General features: G+C 73.6%; 12 protein-coding genes. 5 read left to right on the top strand and 7 right to left on the bottom strand.

Annotated features, from left to right (window positions below):
* Window positions 1-24 precede the first annotated feature (24 nt).
* The 3 genes from IEZ27_RS06180 to IEZ27_RS06170 all read left to right on the top strand — a co-directional run bounded on the left by IEZ27_RS06180 (window position 25) and on the right by IEZ27_RS06170 (window position 4,155).
* On the top strand, window positions 25-954 hold the full coding sequence (locus IEZ27_RS06180; protein WP_189646311.1) for a pseudouridine-5'-phosphate glycosidase: 930 nt from the start codon (window positions 25-27) through the stop codon (window positions 952-954).
* Window positions 951-1,880: a carbohydrate kinase family protein gene (locus IEZ27_RS06175; RefSeq protein WP_189646310.1), complete on the top strand. Its 930-nt coding sequence runs from the start codon at window positions 951-953 to the stop codon at window positions 1,878-1,880. The genes IEZ27_RS06180 and IEZ27_RS06175 overlap by 4 nt, the downstream gene beginning before the upstream one ends.
* 82 nt (window positions 1,881-1,962) lie before the next feature.
* Window positions 1,963-4,155, top strand: coding sequence for a hypothetical protein (locus IEZ27_RS06170; RefSeq protein ID WP_189646309.1), 2,193 nt, complete (start codon window positions 1,963-1,965; stop codon window positions 4,153-4,155).
* Window positions 4,156-4,176: 21 nt separating this feature from the next.
* Here IEZ27_RS06170 and IEZ27_RS06165 read toward each other — a convergent pair whose 3' ends face one another.
* The 6 genes from IEZ27_RS06165 to IEZ27_RS06140 form a co-directional block, all read right to left on the bottom strand.
* Window positions 4,177-7,098 carry a helix-turn-helix transcriptional regulator gene (locus tag IEZ27_RS06165; protein ID WP_189646308.1) on the bottom strand — a complete coding sequence of 974 codons (2,922 nt, stop codon included), beginning with the start codon at window positions 7,096-7,098 and terminating at the stop codon, window positions 4,177-4,179.
* A gap of 104 nt (window positions 7,099-7,202) precedes the next feature.
* Window positions 7,203-7,637, bottom strand: a complete 435-nt coding sequence (locus tag IEZ27_RS06160; protein ID WP_189646307.1) for a GNAT family N-acetyltransferase — start codon at window positions 7,635-7,637, stop codon at window positions 7,203-7,205.
* A 74-nt stretch (window positions 7,638-7,711) separates the two neighbouring features.
* Entirely contained in the window at window positions 7,712-8,848 is a 1,137-nt protein-coding gene (locus IEZ27_RS06155; RefSeq protein ID WP_189646306.1) for an acyl-CoA dehydrogenase family protein, read from the bottom strand.
* A gap of 2 nt (window positions 8,849-8,850) precedes the next feature.
* The gene (locus IEZ27_RS06150; RefSeq protein WP_189646305.1) at window positions 8,851-9,756 is read right to left on the bottom strand and encodes a hydroxymethylglutaryl-CoA lyase; all 906 of its coding nucleotides are present in this window, start codon (window positions 9,754-9,756) and stop codon (window positions 8,851-8,853) included.
* A complete protein-coding gene (locus IEZ27_RS06145) occupies window positions 9,756-11,708 on the bottom strand; it encodes an acetyl/propionyl/methylcrotonyl-CoA carboxylase subunit alpha (RefSeq protein WP_189646304.1) in 1,953 nt (650 codons plus the stop codon). The genes IEZ27_RS06150 and IEZ27_RS06145 overlap by 1 nt, the downstream gene beginning before the upstream one ends.
* A 2-nt stretch (window positions 11,709-11,710) precedes the next feature.
* Entirely contained in the window at window positions 11,711-13,279 is a 1,569-nt protein-coding gene (locus IEZ27_RS06140) for a carboxyl transferase domain-containing protein (RefSeq protein WP_189646303.1), read from the bottom strand.
* A 109-nt stretch (window positions 13,280-13,388) separates the two neighbouring features.
* Between IEZ27_RS06140 and IEZ27_RS06135 the strand changes: the two genes are divergently transcribed.
* Together IEZ27_RS06135 and IEZ27_RS06130 are read left to right on the top strand one after the other, a co-directional pair.
* Window positions 13,389-13,940 carry an SACE_7040 family transcriptional regulator gene (locus IEZ27_RS06135; protein WP_189646302.1) on the top strand — a complete coding sequence of 184 codons (552 nt, stop codon included), beginning with the start codon at window positions 13,389-13,391 and terminating at the stop codon, window positions 13,938-13,940.
* A gap of 113 nt (window positions 13,941-14,053) precedes the next feature.
* Window positions 14,054-16,273, top strand: a complete 2,220-nt coding sequence (locus tag IEZ27_RS06130) for a thiamine pyrophosphate-dependent enzyme (protein ID WP_229823435.1) — start codon at window positions 14,054-14,056, stop codon at window positions 16,271-16,273.
* Here the strand turns inward: IEZ27_RS06130 and IEZ27_RS06125 are convergent.
* Window positions 16,262-17,839, bottom strand: coding sequence for a serine/threonine-protein kinase (locus tag IEZ27_RS06125; protein ID WP_189646300.1), 1,578 nt, complete (start codon window positions 17,837-17,839; stop codon window positions 16,262-16,264). The two genes, IEZ27_RS06130 and IEZ27_RS06125, sit on opposite strands and share 12 nt — an antisense overlap.
* Window positions 17,840-17,877 lie beyond the last annotated feature (38 nt).

Here is a 17,877-nt window from a genome sequence, read left to right as displayed (position 1 = left end):
CACTCAAGGAGCTTGAAACCCACCATGCGCAGCGTCACCGACTCCCTTCTCCAGCCGTCCGACGAAGTCGCCGAGGCCCTGGCCGGCGGCGCCCCCGTCGTGGCCCTGGAGTCCACGATCATCTCCCACGGCCTGCCGCAGCCGCGCAACCTTGAGGTGGCCCGCGAGCTTGAGGGAGTGGTCCGCGCGGCGGGCGCCGTCCCGGCGACGATCGCCGTCCTGGACGGCGTGGCCAGGATCGGGCTGAACGAGGTGGAGCTGGAGCGCATCGCCACCGAGTCCGGGCTGCGCAAGCTGGGCCAGCGTGACCTGCCGGTGGCCGCGGCGATGAAGGCGAGCGGGGCGACGACCGTGTCGGCCACGTCGTTCCTGGCCGCCCGCGCCGGCATCCGCGTCTTCGCGACCGGCGGTCTCGGCGGCGTCCACCGCGGCTGGACCGAGGACCAGGACGAGTCGGCCGACCTCGACACGCTCGCCCGTACCCGCATCACGGTCGTCTGCGCGGGCGTGAAGTCGATCCTCGACGTGCCCGCCACGCTCCAGCGGCTGGAGACGCGCGGCGTGACCGTGGCCGGCTACCGTACCGACACCTTCCCCGGCTTCTACCTGAACTCCTCCGGCCTGCCGATCGAGTGGCGCATCGAGACGCCCGAGGACGCCGCCGCCGTGATGCGCGGCCAGGACGCGCTGGCCGGCGGCCCGGAGACCGCGCTCATCGTCGCCAACCCCGTGCCCGAGGACCAGCAGCTCGACCCGGCGCTGCACGACCGCGTGCTGGCCGAGGCGCTGGCCGCCGCCGAGCGCGAGGGCGTCAAGGGGCAGGCGATCACCCCGTTCCTGCTCAGCTACCTCGTCAAGGGCACCGGCGGCGCCTCCCTGGAGGCCAACCTGGCCGCCGTACGCGGCAACACCGCCCTGGCCGCCCGGATCGCCGTGGCCTGGTCGCGGGCGTGAGCGAGTCGGGCCTCCTGGTCATCGGTGACGTGGTCACCGATGTGGTGGCGCTGCACGGCTCGCCGGTCATGGCGGGCACCGACACGGCCGCGGAGATCGTGTTGCGGCCCGGCGGCTCCGGCGCGAACACCGCGGCCTGGGCGGCCCACCTGGGGGCCGACTCGCGGCTGCTGGCCAAGCTCGGCTACGACAGCAGCGAGTGGCACACGACGGAACTGGTCAAGACCGGCGTCCGGCCGCACGTGGCCGTGGACCCGGAGCATCCCACGGCGGTCGTCATCGCCATGGTGGACAAGACCGGCGAGCGTTCCATGCTCACCAACCGCGGCGCGGGCGGCCTGATCTCCGACGCCGACTGGGACCCGGCGCTGCTCGGCGGCGTCGGGCGGCTGCACCTGTCGGGCTACACGCTGTTCGCGCCGCCCGGTCTGCGCCTGGTCAGGGCCGCCGTCCGGGACGCCGTCGCCGCCGGGGTGCCGATCAGCGTCGACCCGGCCTCGACGGGCCCGCTCCGGGACTTCGGCGTCGAACGTTTCATGGCCGAGACCGCCGCGGCCGATCTGATCATCCCGAACTTGGACGAGGCCCTGGTCCTCACCGGCGCCACGACGCCGGAACAGGCCGCGGTCCTGCTGAGTGAGACGTACGGCACAGCCGTGGTCAAGCTGGGCGCCGAGGGCGCGATGGTGGCGGTGGACGGCGTGGTCACGGCGACGTGCGCGGGGATGTCCGCCGAGGTGGTGGACTCCACGGGCGCGGGTGACGCCTTCGCCGCCGGGTATCTCGCGGCCACCCTTCAGGGGGCGGCCGCCCGGCTCGCGCTGGAGGCGGGATGCCGTGCCGGGGCGGAATGTGTGGCCCAGGTGGGCGGCCGTCCACGATACGGTTTGGATCTGAACCGTCTTTACCCTATTAACACTGATTGATAGCTTGCCGCGTAGGCTGCACCATTAGCCACATGCGTACCGGGTTGCCCACACGGCCCACTGGGGAGGATAAGGTCCGCCGATGGAAGTCGAGTCATCGATCTGCCTGAGCGACCTCGTCCCAGCTCTGCGCTGGAGCCGCCCACAACAGGTGGCCGAAGTGCTGGGTGATCCGCGGCTGCCGGCCGGGTGGTGGTCCTCGCTCGCGGTGTCGCGGGCGTTCGGCACGGCGGGGCTCGACTGGGTCTGCGAACGGCTCGCCCGGCTGATCTCCTCCCGCTGGGACCATCTGCCGCTGGTGGACCTGCTCCCGGCGCTCGCCGTCCATCAGGTCGATCCGGCGCTGCCCGGCTGGCCCGACGCCACCCGTACGGCGGTCGCGGGGCTCGGCGGCTGGCAGCGGCTGCGCCGCCTGTCCCCCGGCGACCTCGGCACCCCGTCGGCGACGCCCGAGGTCGTGGTCGGCTCGGTCCTGCGCGAGGTGCTCGGGCGCATCCCGGCGCAGCGGGAGGCCGTACCGGCCCAGCAGTCCGGCTCGCCGGACGTCACCCGGCCGCTCCAGCGCGGCGCGGGCGACCGCCAGACCGGCTCCTTCCCGGCCGTATCGGGTCCCCAGACCGGGTCCTTTCCGGCCGTACCAGGTCCCCAGACCGGCTCTTTCCCTGCCGTACCGACGGCCGAGGCCGGTTCGTACGCGGCCCAGCCCGGCAGCGGCCCCCAGCGGCGGCCCGGCGCCTTCACCCCGCACAGCGACGCCTTCCCGGCCCAGCCCGAGGGCGCCCCGCGCGCGCCCGGCGAGGGCGGCCTGCCGCAACGTCCGGCCGCCGCCCGCCCCGCGGCCCAGCAGCAGCCCGGCCCGTTCACCCCGCCGCCGGACAACGCCCCGCAGCGCCCCACGGCGCCGGAGGGCGCCCCCCAGCACCAGACCGGCGCCTTCGCCGCCCAGCCGTCCGACACCACCCAGCAGCGCCAGACCGGCTCGTTCCCCGCACAGCCCGACACCACCCAGCAGCGCCAGACCGGCTCGTTCCCGGCCCAGCCCGAGGGCGGGCCGCGGCAGACCGGCTCGTTCCCGGCGCAGGGGGGCGCGCGGCTCCCGCAGCGGCCCACCGCCGGGCGTCCGGATGCCGGCCCGCAGGCCGGCGGCGACGGCCCCCCGTACGCCGCCCCCGTCCCCGCCGCCGGGACGCCCGCGCCCGGCCAGGCCCCCACCGAGGCCGACCACGCGATGGTGCGCGTCGTGGACGGCCTGTTCCGCGGCCTGGACAAGCTGGAACTGGCCGTGGCCGTGCACCGGCTGTTCGCCGAGGACCCGGTCAGCCTCCGCACGCTCGCCCACAAACTGCTCGTGGACCGCGACGTGCTCTCCCAGGCCCAGCGCACCGCCGAGGAGCGCGTCCTGCACTGGTTGCGCTCGTCGGAGTCCGCGCCGGTGACCGGCCACATGTTCCGCCTGACCGAATGGCTCGGCGCGGCGGCCACCGAGGAGCAGCTGATCGGCGCCGACCCGGCCCACCCGGCGATGGTCCCGTCACTGCGCACGCCCCTGTGGCGGGTCCTGGTGACGCTCATGCCCGACCGCCGCCTCCAGGACGGCTGGCTGGTCGTCGGCGACATCCATGGCCTCCAGGGCCGTACGCGGCAGCTCCTGGCCGCCGCCCCGCCGGACACCGACGTCGTGGAGCTCCTCGGCGAACTGGGCATCCGCGCCCACTCCGCCAAGGCGTGGCTCGACGCCCTGCCCTCGGAGTCGGCCCCCGGCCCGATGGACGCCTCGCCGCAGCCCGCCCAGCCGCTCCCCCGCCGTACGCCGGGCGCCAACGGCCACCACCACCGGGGCGGCCAGCCCATCCCGTCGGCGAACGCCGGCTCGATCGACCCTTCGGCGGCCCTGGCCACCTTGTCGGCGCTGTCGGGCGGCCGGTCCGGCATGCTGCCCGGCGGCCTGGCCGGAACGCCGTCCACGCCGCCTCCGCCGCTGCCGAGCCCGTCGTCGGACCCGCGCCGCTGGCAGCGCATCGAGGTCACCCCGGAACACCTCAGGGGCGGCCCGGTGCCGGTGCCGGAGGGCTATGCGGCCCAGCTCGGCATGCGCCCGGGAACCCTGCTGTCGGTGACCGGCCCCGGCGACAACGCGATCGTCCTGGTCTGGCAGGGTCACCAGCCGGTCTTCGACTCCCTCCAGCCGGTGCTCATGCGCCTGAACGCCCGCCCCGGCGACCAGGTCTACGTCACGGTGGACGGTTACCGCCTGGAGGCCCAGCTCACCGGCTGAGGCCGGCGGCCTCCCAGGCGGTCACTCGTACAGGCCCAGCCGGTGGGCCGTCGCCGCCGCCTCGCCGCGCGTGGCGACGCCGAGCTTGGCCAGGATGTTGGAGACGTGCACGCTGACCGTCTTGACCGAGATGAACAGCACTTCGGCGATCTCCCGGTTGCTCCGCCCGTTCGTCACCTCGCGCAGCACCTCCAGCTCACGCGCCGTCAGCCCCATCGGCGGCCCCTCGGGTTCGTCGCCGCCGCCGATGCGGGCCCGCCGCCCGAACACGTCGAGCTGTTCGAGCAGCGGCGTGGCCCCCAGCTCCGCGGCCAGCTCCCGCGCCCGCGCGACCATCGAGGCCGTGCCCCGCCGGTCGCCCCCGGCCAGCGCCGCGTGCGCGGCCCCCACCAGGCACTGCGCCTCCGCGTACGGCTGCCGCAACGCCGCCCAGGCCGCCACCACCGACTCCCACGCCTCGCGCGAGGCCGCCCCGGCCCCCTTCTCCGGCCCCTTCTCCGGCCCGGCCAGCACCCCGAACGTCAGCCGCTGCGCCTCCTGGAGATCGCCGACGGCCCGCAACTCTTGCGCCGTCTCCCTCAGCCGCGTGAGGAGGGCCGCCGCGACCCCGGCGTACGGCGAGCCGCCCTCACCGAGCACCGCCCGGCAGAGCTGCGCGAACGTCACCAGCACCGGCCAGGAGTAACGCGAGGACGACAGCGGGGACTGCGCCTCCAGCCCGCGGGCGGCGGCGGCCAGCGCCTCACCCGGCTGCCCCTGCGCCCGCAGCAGCAGGACCTGCCTGACCAGGTGCGGCAGCACGGTCTGCTCCCGGTACGTGCCGCGCGCCAGCACGCTGCCCGACGACGACAGCAGCTTGTCGGCCCGGTCGAGCTGCCCCCGCGCGAGCGCGATGTCCATCGCGAACCCCTGGAGACTGGCCCGGTAGGGCGCCGGCGGCGCGAGGTCGAGGGCCTGCTCGACGACCTGGAGGGCTTCGTCCCAGCGGCCCAGCGAGACCAGCGGCTCGGTCAGGTTGATCGCCAGGAACGTGCCGGACGTGCGGGCCAGGCCGTAGTGACCGGCCTCCTGGACGCCCTCGCGGGCGACCTGCGCGGCCCGCTCGTGCCAGCCGGCGCCCTCCAGCGCGTCGGACTCGGAGATGGCGCAGCGCATGAGCGCGTTGTAGGCGCCCTGGGCGCGGGCCACGCGGCGCGCCTCGGCGAACTCCTTGAGCTGGGCCTCGACCTCGGAGAAGCTCCACCGCGCCCAGGCGAGGCTGATGCGCGCGTGCGCCTCGACGTTGGCGTCGCCGGTCTCGTGGCCGATCTCCATGGCGAGCTGGGCCGTCGCCAGCTTCTCCGGCCAGTCCTCGGGTCGGTGGAGCATGCGCGCCAGCGTCTCCAGGACCTGGCCGCGCAGCTTGCTCGGCGGGTCGGCGGGCACCAGCTCGGCCGCCTTGCGCAGGTCGTCGAGGTGGCCGGCGCGGCCCAGGTCGTAGCGGGTCAGGCCGCGCTGGCGCAGCAGGGTGGCCGCCCTGATCGGGTCGGCGTCGAGGTCGACCTCGGCGAGCGCGGCGCCGGCCAGGGCGAGGCTGCGTTCGTACTCGCCGGCCAGGTGGGCGACCGTGGCGGTCTGCCGGAGCACGTCGAGCCGGTCGCAGCCGATGCGCTCGGCGGCGTCGGGCACCTGGTCCCACAACTCCAGCACCCGCGAGAGCATCCTGAGCTGCTCGTCGTAGGCGGTGGACTTGCGGGCCGCGGCGGCCGCGTGCCAGGCGCTGACCAGCGCCCAGGTGGAGTCGTGGGCGGCGTGCCAGTGGTGGGCCAGCTCGATCGCGCCGCGCGGGGCGGGCAGGATCGACAGGTCGCGTTCGAGGGCCTCGGCGTAGCGGGTGTGGAGCCTGGTGTGCTCGCCGGGCAGCAGGTCGTCGTGCAGGGCCTCGCGGATGAGCGCGTGCCGGAAGCCGTAGCCCTCGCCGTCGACCACCAGCACGTTGCCCGCCACGGCGGGCCGCAGCGCCCGCGACAGCGCGTTGTCGTCGAGCCCGGCCACGGCGGTGAGCAGGTCGTGCTCGATGCGCTGGCCGCCCGCGCTGGCCACGCGCAGCAGCTCCTGGGTCTCGTCGGGCAGCCGCTCGACGCTGGCCAGCAGCAGGTCGCGCAGCGACTCGGGCAGCACGTCGCCGCCCTCGGCCTCGCTGAGCAGGGCCTCGACGAACAGCGGGTTGCCCTCGCTGCGGGCGTAGATCAGGTCCATCGCGGCGGGGGACGGCTCGCGTTCCAGGATGCTGGCCGCCTGCGCCACGGCCTCCCTGCGGGTGAGCCGGCGCAGCTCGACGCGGCTCACCCACTCGATGCGGCCCAGCTCGGCCAGCATCGGCCGCAGCGGGTGGGTGCGGTGGAGCTCGTCGGTACGGTACGTGACCACGATCAGCAGCCGGGCCGCCGTGCGCTGGTAGCGGACGAGGAAGGACAGCAGGTCACGGGTGGAGCGGTCGGCCCAGTGGGCGTCCTCCACCACCAGCAGCACCGGGCGTTCCTCGGCCAGCCGTTCCAGCAGTCCGAGCACCTGCTCGAACAGCCGGGCCCGCGCCTCGGCGCCGTCCTTGTCCGGCTCGCCGAACTCGGGCAGCAGCCGGGCCAGCCCGCGCGTCGTGCCGCCGGGCACCAGCGCCGCCACGCCGTCGCGCCCGAGCTCGCGTACGAGCCCGCGCAGCACGGCCGTGAACGGCGCGAACGGCAGGCCCTCGGTGCCCAGCTCCAGGCAGCCGCCGACGAGCACCCGCGCGTCGCCCGCCCGGTCGACGAACTCGTTGAGCAGGCGGGTCTTGCCGACGCCGGCCTCGCCGCCGACGAGCACGGTGGACGAGGCGCCCGCGCGCGCCCTGGTCAAGGCGTCTCCCAGGGCGTGCAGCTCGCGGGCACGCCCGACGAACAGCGGGCTGACGGCGTGGATGCTCACGCCCCAAGGATGCCATCAGACACCGACAAATCGGACCGCCACCCCCGGCAGTCGTCTGTCAGCGCAAAACCTTGCCGCCCGTCAGCGCGGAACCGTGTCGTGCGTCAGCGCAGAACCTTGCGGAAGAAGGTGGCCGACGCCTCGTAGCCGAGGGCGTGGTAGAACTCCGGGGCCCGCCGCGTGGCCATCGCCACGTAGCCCGCCCGCCGCGTACGGGCCCACGCCTCGAACTCCTCCAGCAGCCGGCGCCCGATGCCCTGACGGCGCGAGCCCGACTGGACCATCGCCTCCTCGACCCAGGCGACCGGCCCGTTGGCGAACAGCGTCAGGTGCACGAACCCCAGCAGGTATCCGTGGACCCGGCCGCCCACGACGGCCGTGAGCAGCAGGGCGTCCTTGTTGCGCAGGAGTTGCGGGAGCGCGGCGTCGAAGGCCTCACGCTCCGGCCTGAACGTCAGCCCGAACTCGCGCGCCAACGCGAACACCGCGTCCGCGTCCGCCTCCTCCGCCCTCCTGATGACAAGATCGTCCGCCGTCATGAGGTACGACACTAGAACCTCTGTGCCCTTTCGTCCATCGTGTCGCAGGTGTGTCCCGCGGCGTCCGGTATCGGTCAGAGGTCGCCGAGGCCGAGCTGGCGGGCGATGAGCATACGCTGCACCTCGCTGGTGCCCTCCCCGATCTCCAGGATCTTGGCGTCGCGGTAGAAGCGGCCGACCGGGAACTCGTTCATGAACCCGTACCCGCCGAACACCTGCGTGGCGTCGCGCGAGTTGTCCATGGCCGCGTTCGAGGACACCAGCTTGGCGATCGCCGCCTCCTTCTTGAACGGCACCCCGGCCAGCATCTTCTCGGCCGCGTGGTAGTAGGCCAGGCGGGCGGTGTGGGCGCGCACCTCCATGTCGGCGATCTTGAACTGGATCGCCTGGTAGTGGCCGATCGGGTGGCCGAACGCCTTGCGGTCCCTGACGTACTTGAGGCATTCGTCCACACAGCCCTGGGCCAGGCCCACGCTGAGCCCGGCGATGGCGATGCGGCCCTCGTCGAGGGTCTGCAGGAACTGCGCGTAGCCGCGGCCGCGCTCGCCGAGCAGGTTCGCGGCGGGCACCCGGCAGTCGGTGAAGGACAGCTCGCGGGTGTCGGAGGCGTTCCAGCCGACCTTGGAGTACTTCTTGGAGACGGTGAACCCCGGCGTGCCGCTCGGCACGAGGATCGTGGAGATCTCCCGCTCGCCGGTGAGCGCGGCCACGCCGATCACGCCGGTGATGTCGGTGCCGGAGTTCGTGATGAACGCCTTCGTCCCGTTGATCACCCATTCACCGCCGTCGAGCACGGCGGTCGTACGCATGCCGCCGGGCACGTCGGAGCCACCGCCCGGCTCGGTCAGCCCGAACGCGCCCAGCATCTCGCCCGAGGCCAGCCGGGGCAGCCACTCGCGGCGCTGCTCGTCGGTGCCGAACCGGTAGATCGGCATCGCGCCCAGCGACACCGCGGCCTCCAAGGTGATGGCGACGCTGGAGTCGACCCGGGCCAGCTCCTCCAGCGCCAGGCACAACGCGAAGTAGTCGCCGCCCATGCCGCCGTACTCCTCCGGGAACGGCAGGCCGAACAGTCCCATCTCAGCCATCTTGCGCACGATGTCGTACGGGAACTCCTCGCGCTCGTAGAAGTCGCCGATCACAGGCGCCACCACGTCACGGGCGAACGCCTCTACGGTCTTGCGCAGCTCTTGGTATTCGTCGTTCAACATGATCAGCCTTTCGCGAGGGCCTGGACGACGCGCGAGGGGCTGGGCCGGCCCAGCCGCTCGGCCAGCCAGGTGCTGGTGGACACGAGTTTGTCCAGGTCGAGCCCGGTCTCGATGCCGAGCCCGCGCAACATCCACACGAGGTCCTCGGTGGCCAGGTTGCCGGTGGCGGACTCGGCGTAGGGGCAGCCGCCGATGCCGCCCGTGGAGGCGTCCACGGTGGTCACGCCCGCCTTCAGGGCGGCGAGCGTGTTGCCGAGCGCCTGCCCGTAGGTGTCGTGGAAGTGCACGGCGAGCCGGTCGGGGCCACCGAACGCGCCGATCAGCGCGGTGACGTGGCCCGGCGTGCCGACGCCGATCGTGTCGCCGAGCGACAGCTGGTAGCAGCCGAGCCCGAGCAGCCGCTCGCCGACCGCGACGACCTGCTCGATCGGCGTGGGCCCCTCCCAGGGGTCGCCGAAGCACATCGACACGTACGCGCGCACGTCGAGGCCGTGCTCCAGGGCCCTCGCCACGACCGGCTCGAACATGTCGAACTGGCTCTCCAGCGTGCGGTTGAGGTTCTTGGCGGCGAAGGTCTCGGTGGCGCTGGCGAAGATCGCGATCTCGGTCACGCCCAGCTCCAGCGCCCGGTCCAGGCCGCGTTCGTTGGGCACCAGCACCGGGTAGCGCACGCCGGGCCTGCGGTCGAGGCGGCCGAGCAGCTCAGCGGCGTCGGCGAGCTGCGGCACCCACTTGGGGTGCACGAAGCTGGTCGCCTCGACGACCGTGTGCCCGGCGTCGGCCAGCCGGTCGACGAACTCGGCCTTCACCTCCACGGGCACGATCGCCGACTCGTTCTGCAGGCCGTCGCGCGGGCCCACCTCGTAGACGGTGACCCGCTCGGGAAGCCCTTCCATGCGGTACGCCATCACGCCTCCTCACCGGTGACCACGGCCAGCACGGCGTCCATGTCGACCGGCCTGCCCGGCTGAACGGGCAGCTCGGCGACCACGCCGTCGCGCGGGGCGGTGACCGTGTGCTCCATCTTCATGGCCTCGACGACGACCAGCGGCTGCCCCTCGCTCACCCGGTCGCCCGTCTGGACCTTGACCAGCAGGACGGTGCCGGGCATGGGGCTCCTGACCACGCCGTCGCCCGCCGCCGCGGCGCCGGGCCGGTCGCCCGGGTCGCCGATGAGGTGGCGGGTGAACGCCCAGGACTCGCCGTCCCTGCCGAGCCAGAGCGTGTCGCCGTGGCGGGCGGTCAGGTAGCGCGTGGTCCGGCCGCCGATCGTGACCGCCAGCTCGCCGCCGCCGGTCGTGACGCGCGCGGGGACCGCCTCGCCGTCCAGCAGGACCTCGGCCGAACGGTCCGGCAGGCCGCGTACGGGCACCGCGTGCACTCCGTCGCGCGACTCCAGCCGCCAGGTCGTCCAGGCGCGCTCGCCGATCCGCCAGCCGTCGGTGACCTGCCAGGGGTCGGGGCCCTGAGGCAGCGTGTGGAAGGCCAGCGCCGCCGCGGCCGCCACCTCGCCCGGCACGCCGGCCCGGGGCAGCAGCTCGGGCAGCGCCCGTTCGACCAGGCCGGTGTCCAGCTCGCCCGCCTCGACCGCCGGATGACGGACGAGCGCGCGCAGGAACGGCACGTTGGTGACCACGCCCAGGACCGCCGTACGGGCCAGCGCCCGGTCGAGCGACCTGAGCGCCGAGGCGCGGTCCGGCGCCCAGGCGATCACCTTGGAGAGCATGGGGTCGTAGTCGCTGCCGACGGTCCCGCCCTCGGCCAGGCCGGAGTCCACCCGGACGCGGCCGGGCCCGTCGCCGCCGGCCGGCTCGCGCAGGGCCAGCACACGTCCGCCGCTGGGCAGGAAGCCGCGCGCCGGGTCCTCGGCGTAGACGCGGGCCTCGACGGCGTGGCCGTCCAGCCGCACGTCCTCCTGGGCGAACGGCAGCGGCTCGCCGGCCGCGACCCGGAGCTGCAGCTCCACCAGGTCGAGGCCGGTGACCAGCTCGGTGACCGGGTGCTCGACCTGGAGGCGGGTGTTCATCTCCATGAAGTGGTAGGCGCCGGTGGTGCCGTCGACGATGAACTCGACCGTGCCCGCGCCGACGTACCCGACCGCGCGGGCGGCCTCGACGGCGGCGGTTCCCATGCTCGCGCGCGTCTCGGGCGTCACGAAGGGCGACGGCGCCTCCTCGATGATCTTCTGGTGCCTGCGTTGCAGGCTGCACTCGCGCTCGCCCAGGTGCACGACGTTGCCGTGGGTGTCGGCCAGCACCTGGATCTCGATGTGCCGGGGGTTCTCGACGTAGCGCTCGATGAGCAGGGTGCCGTCGCCGAACGCCGCCCGCGCCGTACGGCGGGCCGACTCCAGCGCGTCGGGCAGCTCGGCGGCCGAGCGCACCAGCACCATGCCCTTGCCGCCGCCACCCGCCGACGGCTTGATCAGCGCCGGGAAGTCGGCCCATTCGGTCAGGGCGTCGCCGGGCTCGGCCCCGCCGGGGACGACGGGCACGCCGGCCGCCGACACGGTGGCCTTGGCGCGGATCTTGTCGCCCATGGCGTCGATGGCCTCGGGGGACGGGCCGACGAAGGCGAGCCCGGCCTCGGCGCAGCGCCGCGCGAAGCCGGCGTTCTCGGCCAGGAAGCCGTAGCCCGGGTGGACGGCCTGCGCGCCGGAGGCCAGCGCCGCCGCCACAATCGCCTCGATATCCAGATATTTCGAGACTTCGAGGGCGATGTCGGCTTCGCGGACGTGCCTGGCGCCCGCGTCGGGCGGCGTGAACACCGCCACCGACTCGACGCCGAGCGCGCGCAGCGTACGGGCGACCCGGACGGCGATCTCGCCCCGGTTGGCGATGAGAACACGGTCGAAGAACATGATCACATCCGGAAGACGCCGTAGCCGGCGGGTTCGAGCGGCGCGTTGGCCGCCGCGGACAGGGCCAGCCCGAGGACGGTACGGGTGTCGAGCGGGTCGATCACGCCGTCGTCCCAGAGCCGGGCGGTGGAGTAGTAGGGGTTTCCTTGGTGCTCGTACTGGGCGCGGATGGCGTCGGCGTCGGCGTTGCCGACCGTGGTGAGCACGTTCGCCGCCTGCTCGCCGCCCATGACCGAGATGCGGGCGTTCGGCCACATCCACAGGAACCTGGGCGAGTACGCCCGCCCGGCCATGGCGTAGTTGCCCGCACCGAACGAGCCCCCGATCACCACCGTGAACTTGGGCACCCGCGCGCACGACACGGCGGTCACCATCTTGGCGCCGTGCTTGGCGATGCCGCCCGCCTCGTACGCCTTGCCGACCATGAACCCGCTGATGTTCTGCAGGAACACCAGCGGGATGCGGCGCTGGTCGCACAGCTCGATGAAGTGCGCGCCCTTCATGGCCGACTCGCTGAACAGGATGCCGTTGTTGGCCACGATGCCCACCGGGTGGCCGTGCAGATGGGCGAAGCCGGTCACGAGCGTGGAGCCGTACTCGGCCTTGAACTCCAGGAAACGCGAGCCGTCCACGAGGCGGGCGATCACCTCGCGCACGTCGTAGGGCTGGCGGGTGTCGGCGGGGACGAGCCCGTGGAGGTCGCGCGGGTCGTGCAGCGGCTCCTCGGGGGCGACGGTGTCCCAGGGACGGGCGGCTCTGGGGGCCAGCGTCGAGACGATGTCGCGGACGATGGCCAGGGCGTGGGCGTCGTCCTCGGCCAGGTGGTCGGTGACGCCGCTGACCCGGGAGTGCAGGTCGCCGCCGCCCAGCTCCTCGGCGCTGACCTCCTCACCGGTGGCCGCCTTCACGAGGGGCGGGCCGCCCAGGAAGATCGTGCCCTGGCCGCGGACGATGACGGCCTCGTCGCTCATGGCCGGCACGTACGCGCCGCCGGCGGTGCACGAGCCGAGCACCGCGGCGATCTGCGGGATGCCCCGGGCCGACATCGTGGCCTGGTTGTAGAAGATGCGCCCGAAGTGTTCCCGGTCGGGGAAGACCTCGTCCTGCTTGGGCAGGAACGCGCCGCCGGAGTCGACCAGGTAGACGCAGGGCAGGTGGTTGTGCAGCGCCACCTCCTGGGCCCGCAGGTGCTTCTTGACGGTCATCGGGTAGTACGTGCCGCCCTTGACGGTCGCGTCGTTGGCCACGACCACGCACTCGCGCCCGGCCACCCTGCCGACCCCGGTGATGATCCCGGCGGCGGGCGCCTGGTCGTCGTAGAGGCCGCCGGCCGCCAGCGGCGACAGCTCCAGGAAGCGGGACCCCGGGTCGAGCAGCCCGTCGACGCGGTCGCGCGGCAGCAGCTTGCCCCGCTCGACATGACGCAGCCGCGACCGCTCGGGACCGCCGAGCGCCGCGACCGCCAGCCGTTCGAGCAGCTCGGCGGACAGCCGCTCGTTGAGCTCGGCGTTGCGCTTGTACGCCTCGCTCCCGGGCTCCACGGCCGACTTCAGCACCGGCCAGTCGCTCATGAGTCCCCTCTCGTCATGGCCGAGATGTTAGTCATCATTAACGTAATCGTCTAGCATGTGAGACGTGACCACTGCCTCCACATCTACCCGCGGGCGCGGCGGAAGGCGCATGGAAATCCTCACGGCGGCCGCCCGCCTGTTCGCCGCGCGCGGCTTCCACGGGGTCTCCATCGAGGACATCGGCGGCGCGGTCGGCGTCTCGGGCCCCGCGCTCTACCGCCACTTCAGCGGCAAGGAGGCCCTGCTCGCCGAGATGCTGCTCGACGTCAGCTCCCGGCTGCGGGAGTCGGCGGTGGCGGTGGCGACCTCGTCCCACGGGCCGGCCGAGACGCTCGACGCGCTGCTCGACGCGCAGATCGCGTTCGCGCTCGACCAGCCCGCGCTGATCACCGTGCACGACCGCGAGCTGGGCAACGTGCCCGAGCCCGAGCGCCGCCGGATCAGGCGGCTGCAGCGCCTCTACGTCGAGGAGTGGGTCACCGTGCTGGCCGAGCTGCACCCGGCCTGCCCGGCCGCCCGGCTGCGCGCGGCCACCCACGCGGTCTTCGGGCTGCTCAACTCGACGCCGCACAGCGCGGGCGAGCTGCCCGACCACGACATGCGCCCGCTGCTGCACGCGATGGCCCGCGCCGCGATCGAGGCCAGTGTTAACGATCGCTAACTGATCGGCGACAACTCTGACAATCGGTTACAGAACGGGGTTAAACGGTCCGGTCCACAACCTGTCATGGACTCCGGCAGACGGCGGCGGCGATGACATACATAATCGTGGGTGTGGCGCGCGACACTGTTGAGACTCATTTCATCCAAGCCGTTGCGGCGCTGAAGGCAGGCCCCGCCCGAGATCCCGGCGGGCCGGTGCGCGAGGGCACCTCGCTGACCGGCGACCGGTGCCGGACCCTGTTCCAGCGCCAGCTCGACAGCCGCCTGCTCGACATCGCCGCCCGCTGGCTCCGCGAACAGGACGAAGGCTTCTACACGATCGGCTCGGCCGGCCACGAGGGCAACGCGGCGGTCGCCGCCGCGGCCAGGGCGAGCGACCCGGCGCTGCTCCACTACCGGTCCGGCGCCTTCTACCTGACCAGGTCCGAGCAGGCCGGCCGGCTGCCCGAGCAGGGCATCCGCGACGTGCTGATGGGGCTCACGGCGGCCGCCGACGAGCCGATCGCGGGCGGCCGGCACAAGGTGTTCGGCCATCCCCACCTGGCCGTCATCCCGCAGACCTCGACGATCGCCAGCCACCTGCCGCGTGCCGTGGGCGTGGCCTTCGCCATCGAGCGGGCCGCCGCGCTCGGCGACCGGTCGGCCTGGCCGCCCGACGCCATCTCCGTGTGCAGCTTCGGCGACGCCTCGATCAACCACGCCAGCGCCCTGTCGGGCTTCAACACCGCCTCCTACGCCACCTTCCAGGGGCAGCCGCTGCCGATCCTGTTCGTGTGCGAGGACAACGGCATCGGCATCAGCGTGCGCACCCCCAAGGGCTGGGTGGAGGCGGCGGCCCGGCGGCCCGGCATCGCGTACTTCGCCGCCGACGGCTGCGACCTGGCCGACGCCTACGACGCCGCCACGCTCGCGGTCCAGCACGTCCGGGCCAACCGCTCCCCCGCGTTCCTGCACCTGTCCACCGTGCGGCTGATGGGCCACGCCGGGTCCGACGTCGAGTCGGCCTACCGTACCCAGCGGGAGATGCGCGGCGACATGGAGCGCGACCCGCTCCTGCGCACCGCGCGGCTGCTGGTCGAGGCGGGCCTGGAGACGCCGGAGGAGCTGCTCAAGACGTACGAGTCGGCGCGCGAGCACGTCCTGCGCATCGCGCTGGAGACCACCCGCGCCCCGCGGCTCGGCTCGGCCGAGGAGGTCATGGAGCCGATCGCGCCGCGCCGCCCCGACCTGATCGCCAACATCAGCCCGACGGCCGGCGAGAGCCCCGTCAGGGAGAAGGCGTTCGCGGGCACGCTGCCCGAGCTGGAGAAGCCGCTGACGTTGTCGCAGACCATCAACCGCACGCTCGCCGACGCGCTGGTGGTCTACCCCGAGATGACGGTCTTCGGCGAGGACGTCGCCAAGAAGGGCGGCGTCTACGGCGTCACCCGGGGGCTGCAGAAGCGGTTCGGGGCCTCGCGGGTGTTCGACACCCTCCTCGACGAGCAGGCCGTCCTCGGGCTCGCGCTCGGCTCGGCGGTGTCCAACCAGCTCCCGGTGCCGGAGATCCAATACCTGGCCTACCTGCACAACGCGCTCGACCAGATCCGCGGCGAGGGCGCCACGCTGTCGTTCTTCTCGCGCGGCGCCTACACCAACGGCATGGTCGTACGGGTGGCCGGCTACGCCTACCAGAAGGGCTTCGGCGGCCACTTCCACAACGACAACGCGGTGGCCGCGCTGCGCGACATCCCGGGCCTCGTCCTCGCCTCGCCCGCGCGTCCCGACGACGCCGCCGCCATGTTGCGCACGTGCCTGGCCGCCGCCCGCACCGCCGGGTCGGTGTGCGTGTTCCTGGAGCCGATCGCGCTCTACCACACGCGCGACCTGTTCGAGGAGGGCGACGGCGGCTGGCTGGCGTCGTACACCGCGCCGGCGCGCTGGCGGGAGACGCACGTGCCCATCGGACGGGCGCGCTCGTACGGCGAGGGCCGCGACCTGACGATCGTGACGTTCGGCAACGGGCTGCGGATGAGCCTGCGCGCCGCGGTCCGGCTCACCCAGGAGGGCTACGGCTGCCGCGTCCTCGACCTGCGCTGGCTCGCGCCGCTCCCGGTGGACGACCTGCTGCGGGCGGCCGAATTGACCGGCAAGGTGCTGATCGCCGACGAGACCCGCCACTCCGGGGGCGTGTCCGAGGGCGTCGTGGCCGAGCTGCTCGACGCCGGGTTCACCGGGCAGGTGGCGCGGGTGACCTCGGCCGACAGCTTCATCCCGCTGGGCGACGCGGCCAACCTCGTGCTGCTGTCGGAGGAGGAGATCGAACAGGCGGCGCGCAAGCTACTGGGCTGAGCGCGCGCCTCGGATGCAGGCCGGTTTCGACCAGGCGACCGTGGAGTCCCGCGAGATGCGCAGCGGCACGCCCACCAGGAAGCAGTAGCCGGTGTCCGGGTCGAGGCCGGCGACACGGGTGGTGGTGGCGCCCTGGCTCAGGGCCGTGACGGCCTGCCCGGTCGCGCCCGCCGGCGAGCGTTGCAGGACGACCGGATAGCGGCGGGCGTCGGCCGGCAACACCCAGCTCAGCTCGACCAGGGCGCCGCGGTCGGCGGTGACCTTGAGCTTGCGGGGGGCGAGCGCGGCGACGTCCCGCTTGCTGATCGGCGGATCGGCGGTGGCGGTCGCGCCCGCCTCGGGCCGCCGGCCGACGGTGGGGGTGGGGGTGGGGCCGGGGCCGGCGGTGCGCTGGAGCGACAGATAGACGGCCAGGCCCGTGCCGCCGATCGCCACGACCGCGACCGCGCCGCCGACCAGCAGGCGTCTTCCGAGGTTGCCCGCGCCGGAGGGCGGCGCGGTGGTGGCCTCCCGGTGTCCGTGCCCGTGGGGGCCGCCGGGCTGCTGCGGGACCTGCCGGCGTACGGGCTCGGCGGGCAACCGGCTCCCGGTGGCGGGCAGGGAGAGCTCGCCAGGCTGCCACGGCCCCTCGGAGTACGGCGGAGTGGCGGTGTGGGGAGGGGGGTCGTGGGGGCGGCGGGGGACGGTGGTCATCGTGGGGCCGGGGCCCGGGTCCTGGCCGACCAGGTCGGTGACCGACAACCCCAGCTCGGCCTGCACCTCCTGCAACCGCCGCGCCAGCTCCCTGGCCGAGCCGGGACGCAGCTCGGGCTGCTTGGACATCGCCCCCAGGATCGTCCCGAGCACCGCCGGCGGCACGTCCGCCCGGTTGATCGGCGGCGGATCGAGGCTCAGCACCCGGTACATCAGCGGCGCGATCGACGGGTCGGCCGGGTTGTGGAAGGCGGGCTGCCCGGCCAGCAGGTGGTAGAGCGTCGAACCGAGCGAGTAGATGTCGGTGGAGGCCGAGTGCGGCTGCCCGGTCAGCACCTCGGGGGCCGCGTGCAGGGGGGTGAAGGCCTGCGAGGTGGCCGAGATCTCCGCGGAGTCGACGACCCTGGCCACGCCGAAGTCGGCGATGGCGAGCTCGCCGTAGCGGGAGATGAGGATGTTCTGCGGCTTGATGTCGCCGTGCAGCACCCCGGCCTCGTGCACGGCGGCCAGCGCGCCGGCGAGCTTGACGCCCGCGCGCAGCACGTCGGGCACCCCGAGCGGCCCCTCCTTGCGGATACGGTCGCGCAGCGAGCCGTTCTCGAAGAAGTCCATCGCGATGTACGGTTTGCCCGAGCTCGTCACGCCGGTGTCGAAGACGGTCACGACGTTGGGGTGGCCCGTGAGGCGGCCGGTGAGCTGGAGCTCGCGCTGGAAGCGGCGCATCGTACGCTGGTCGACGCGGTCCACCGACAACACCTTCAGCGCCACGACCCGGTCGAGGCGTTCCTGGTAGGCGCGGTAGACGACGGCGAACCCGCCCTGGCCCGCCTGATCGAGTACCCGGTAGCCGGGCGCGTCCTCGACTGGCAACACGGCACTCCCCCCTGTTGCCGGTGAGCTTAATGTGAAAT

Source organism: Nonomuraea spiralis (assembly GCF_014648435.1).
Taxonomy (GTDB): Bacteria; Actinomycetota; Actinomycetes; order Streptosporangiales; family Streptosporangiaceae; genus Nonomuraea; species Nonomuraea spiralis.
The sequence above is the reverse complement of the archived record's forward strand: the minus strand, read 5'-3'. Positions and strand labels throughout refer to the sequence as shown.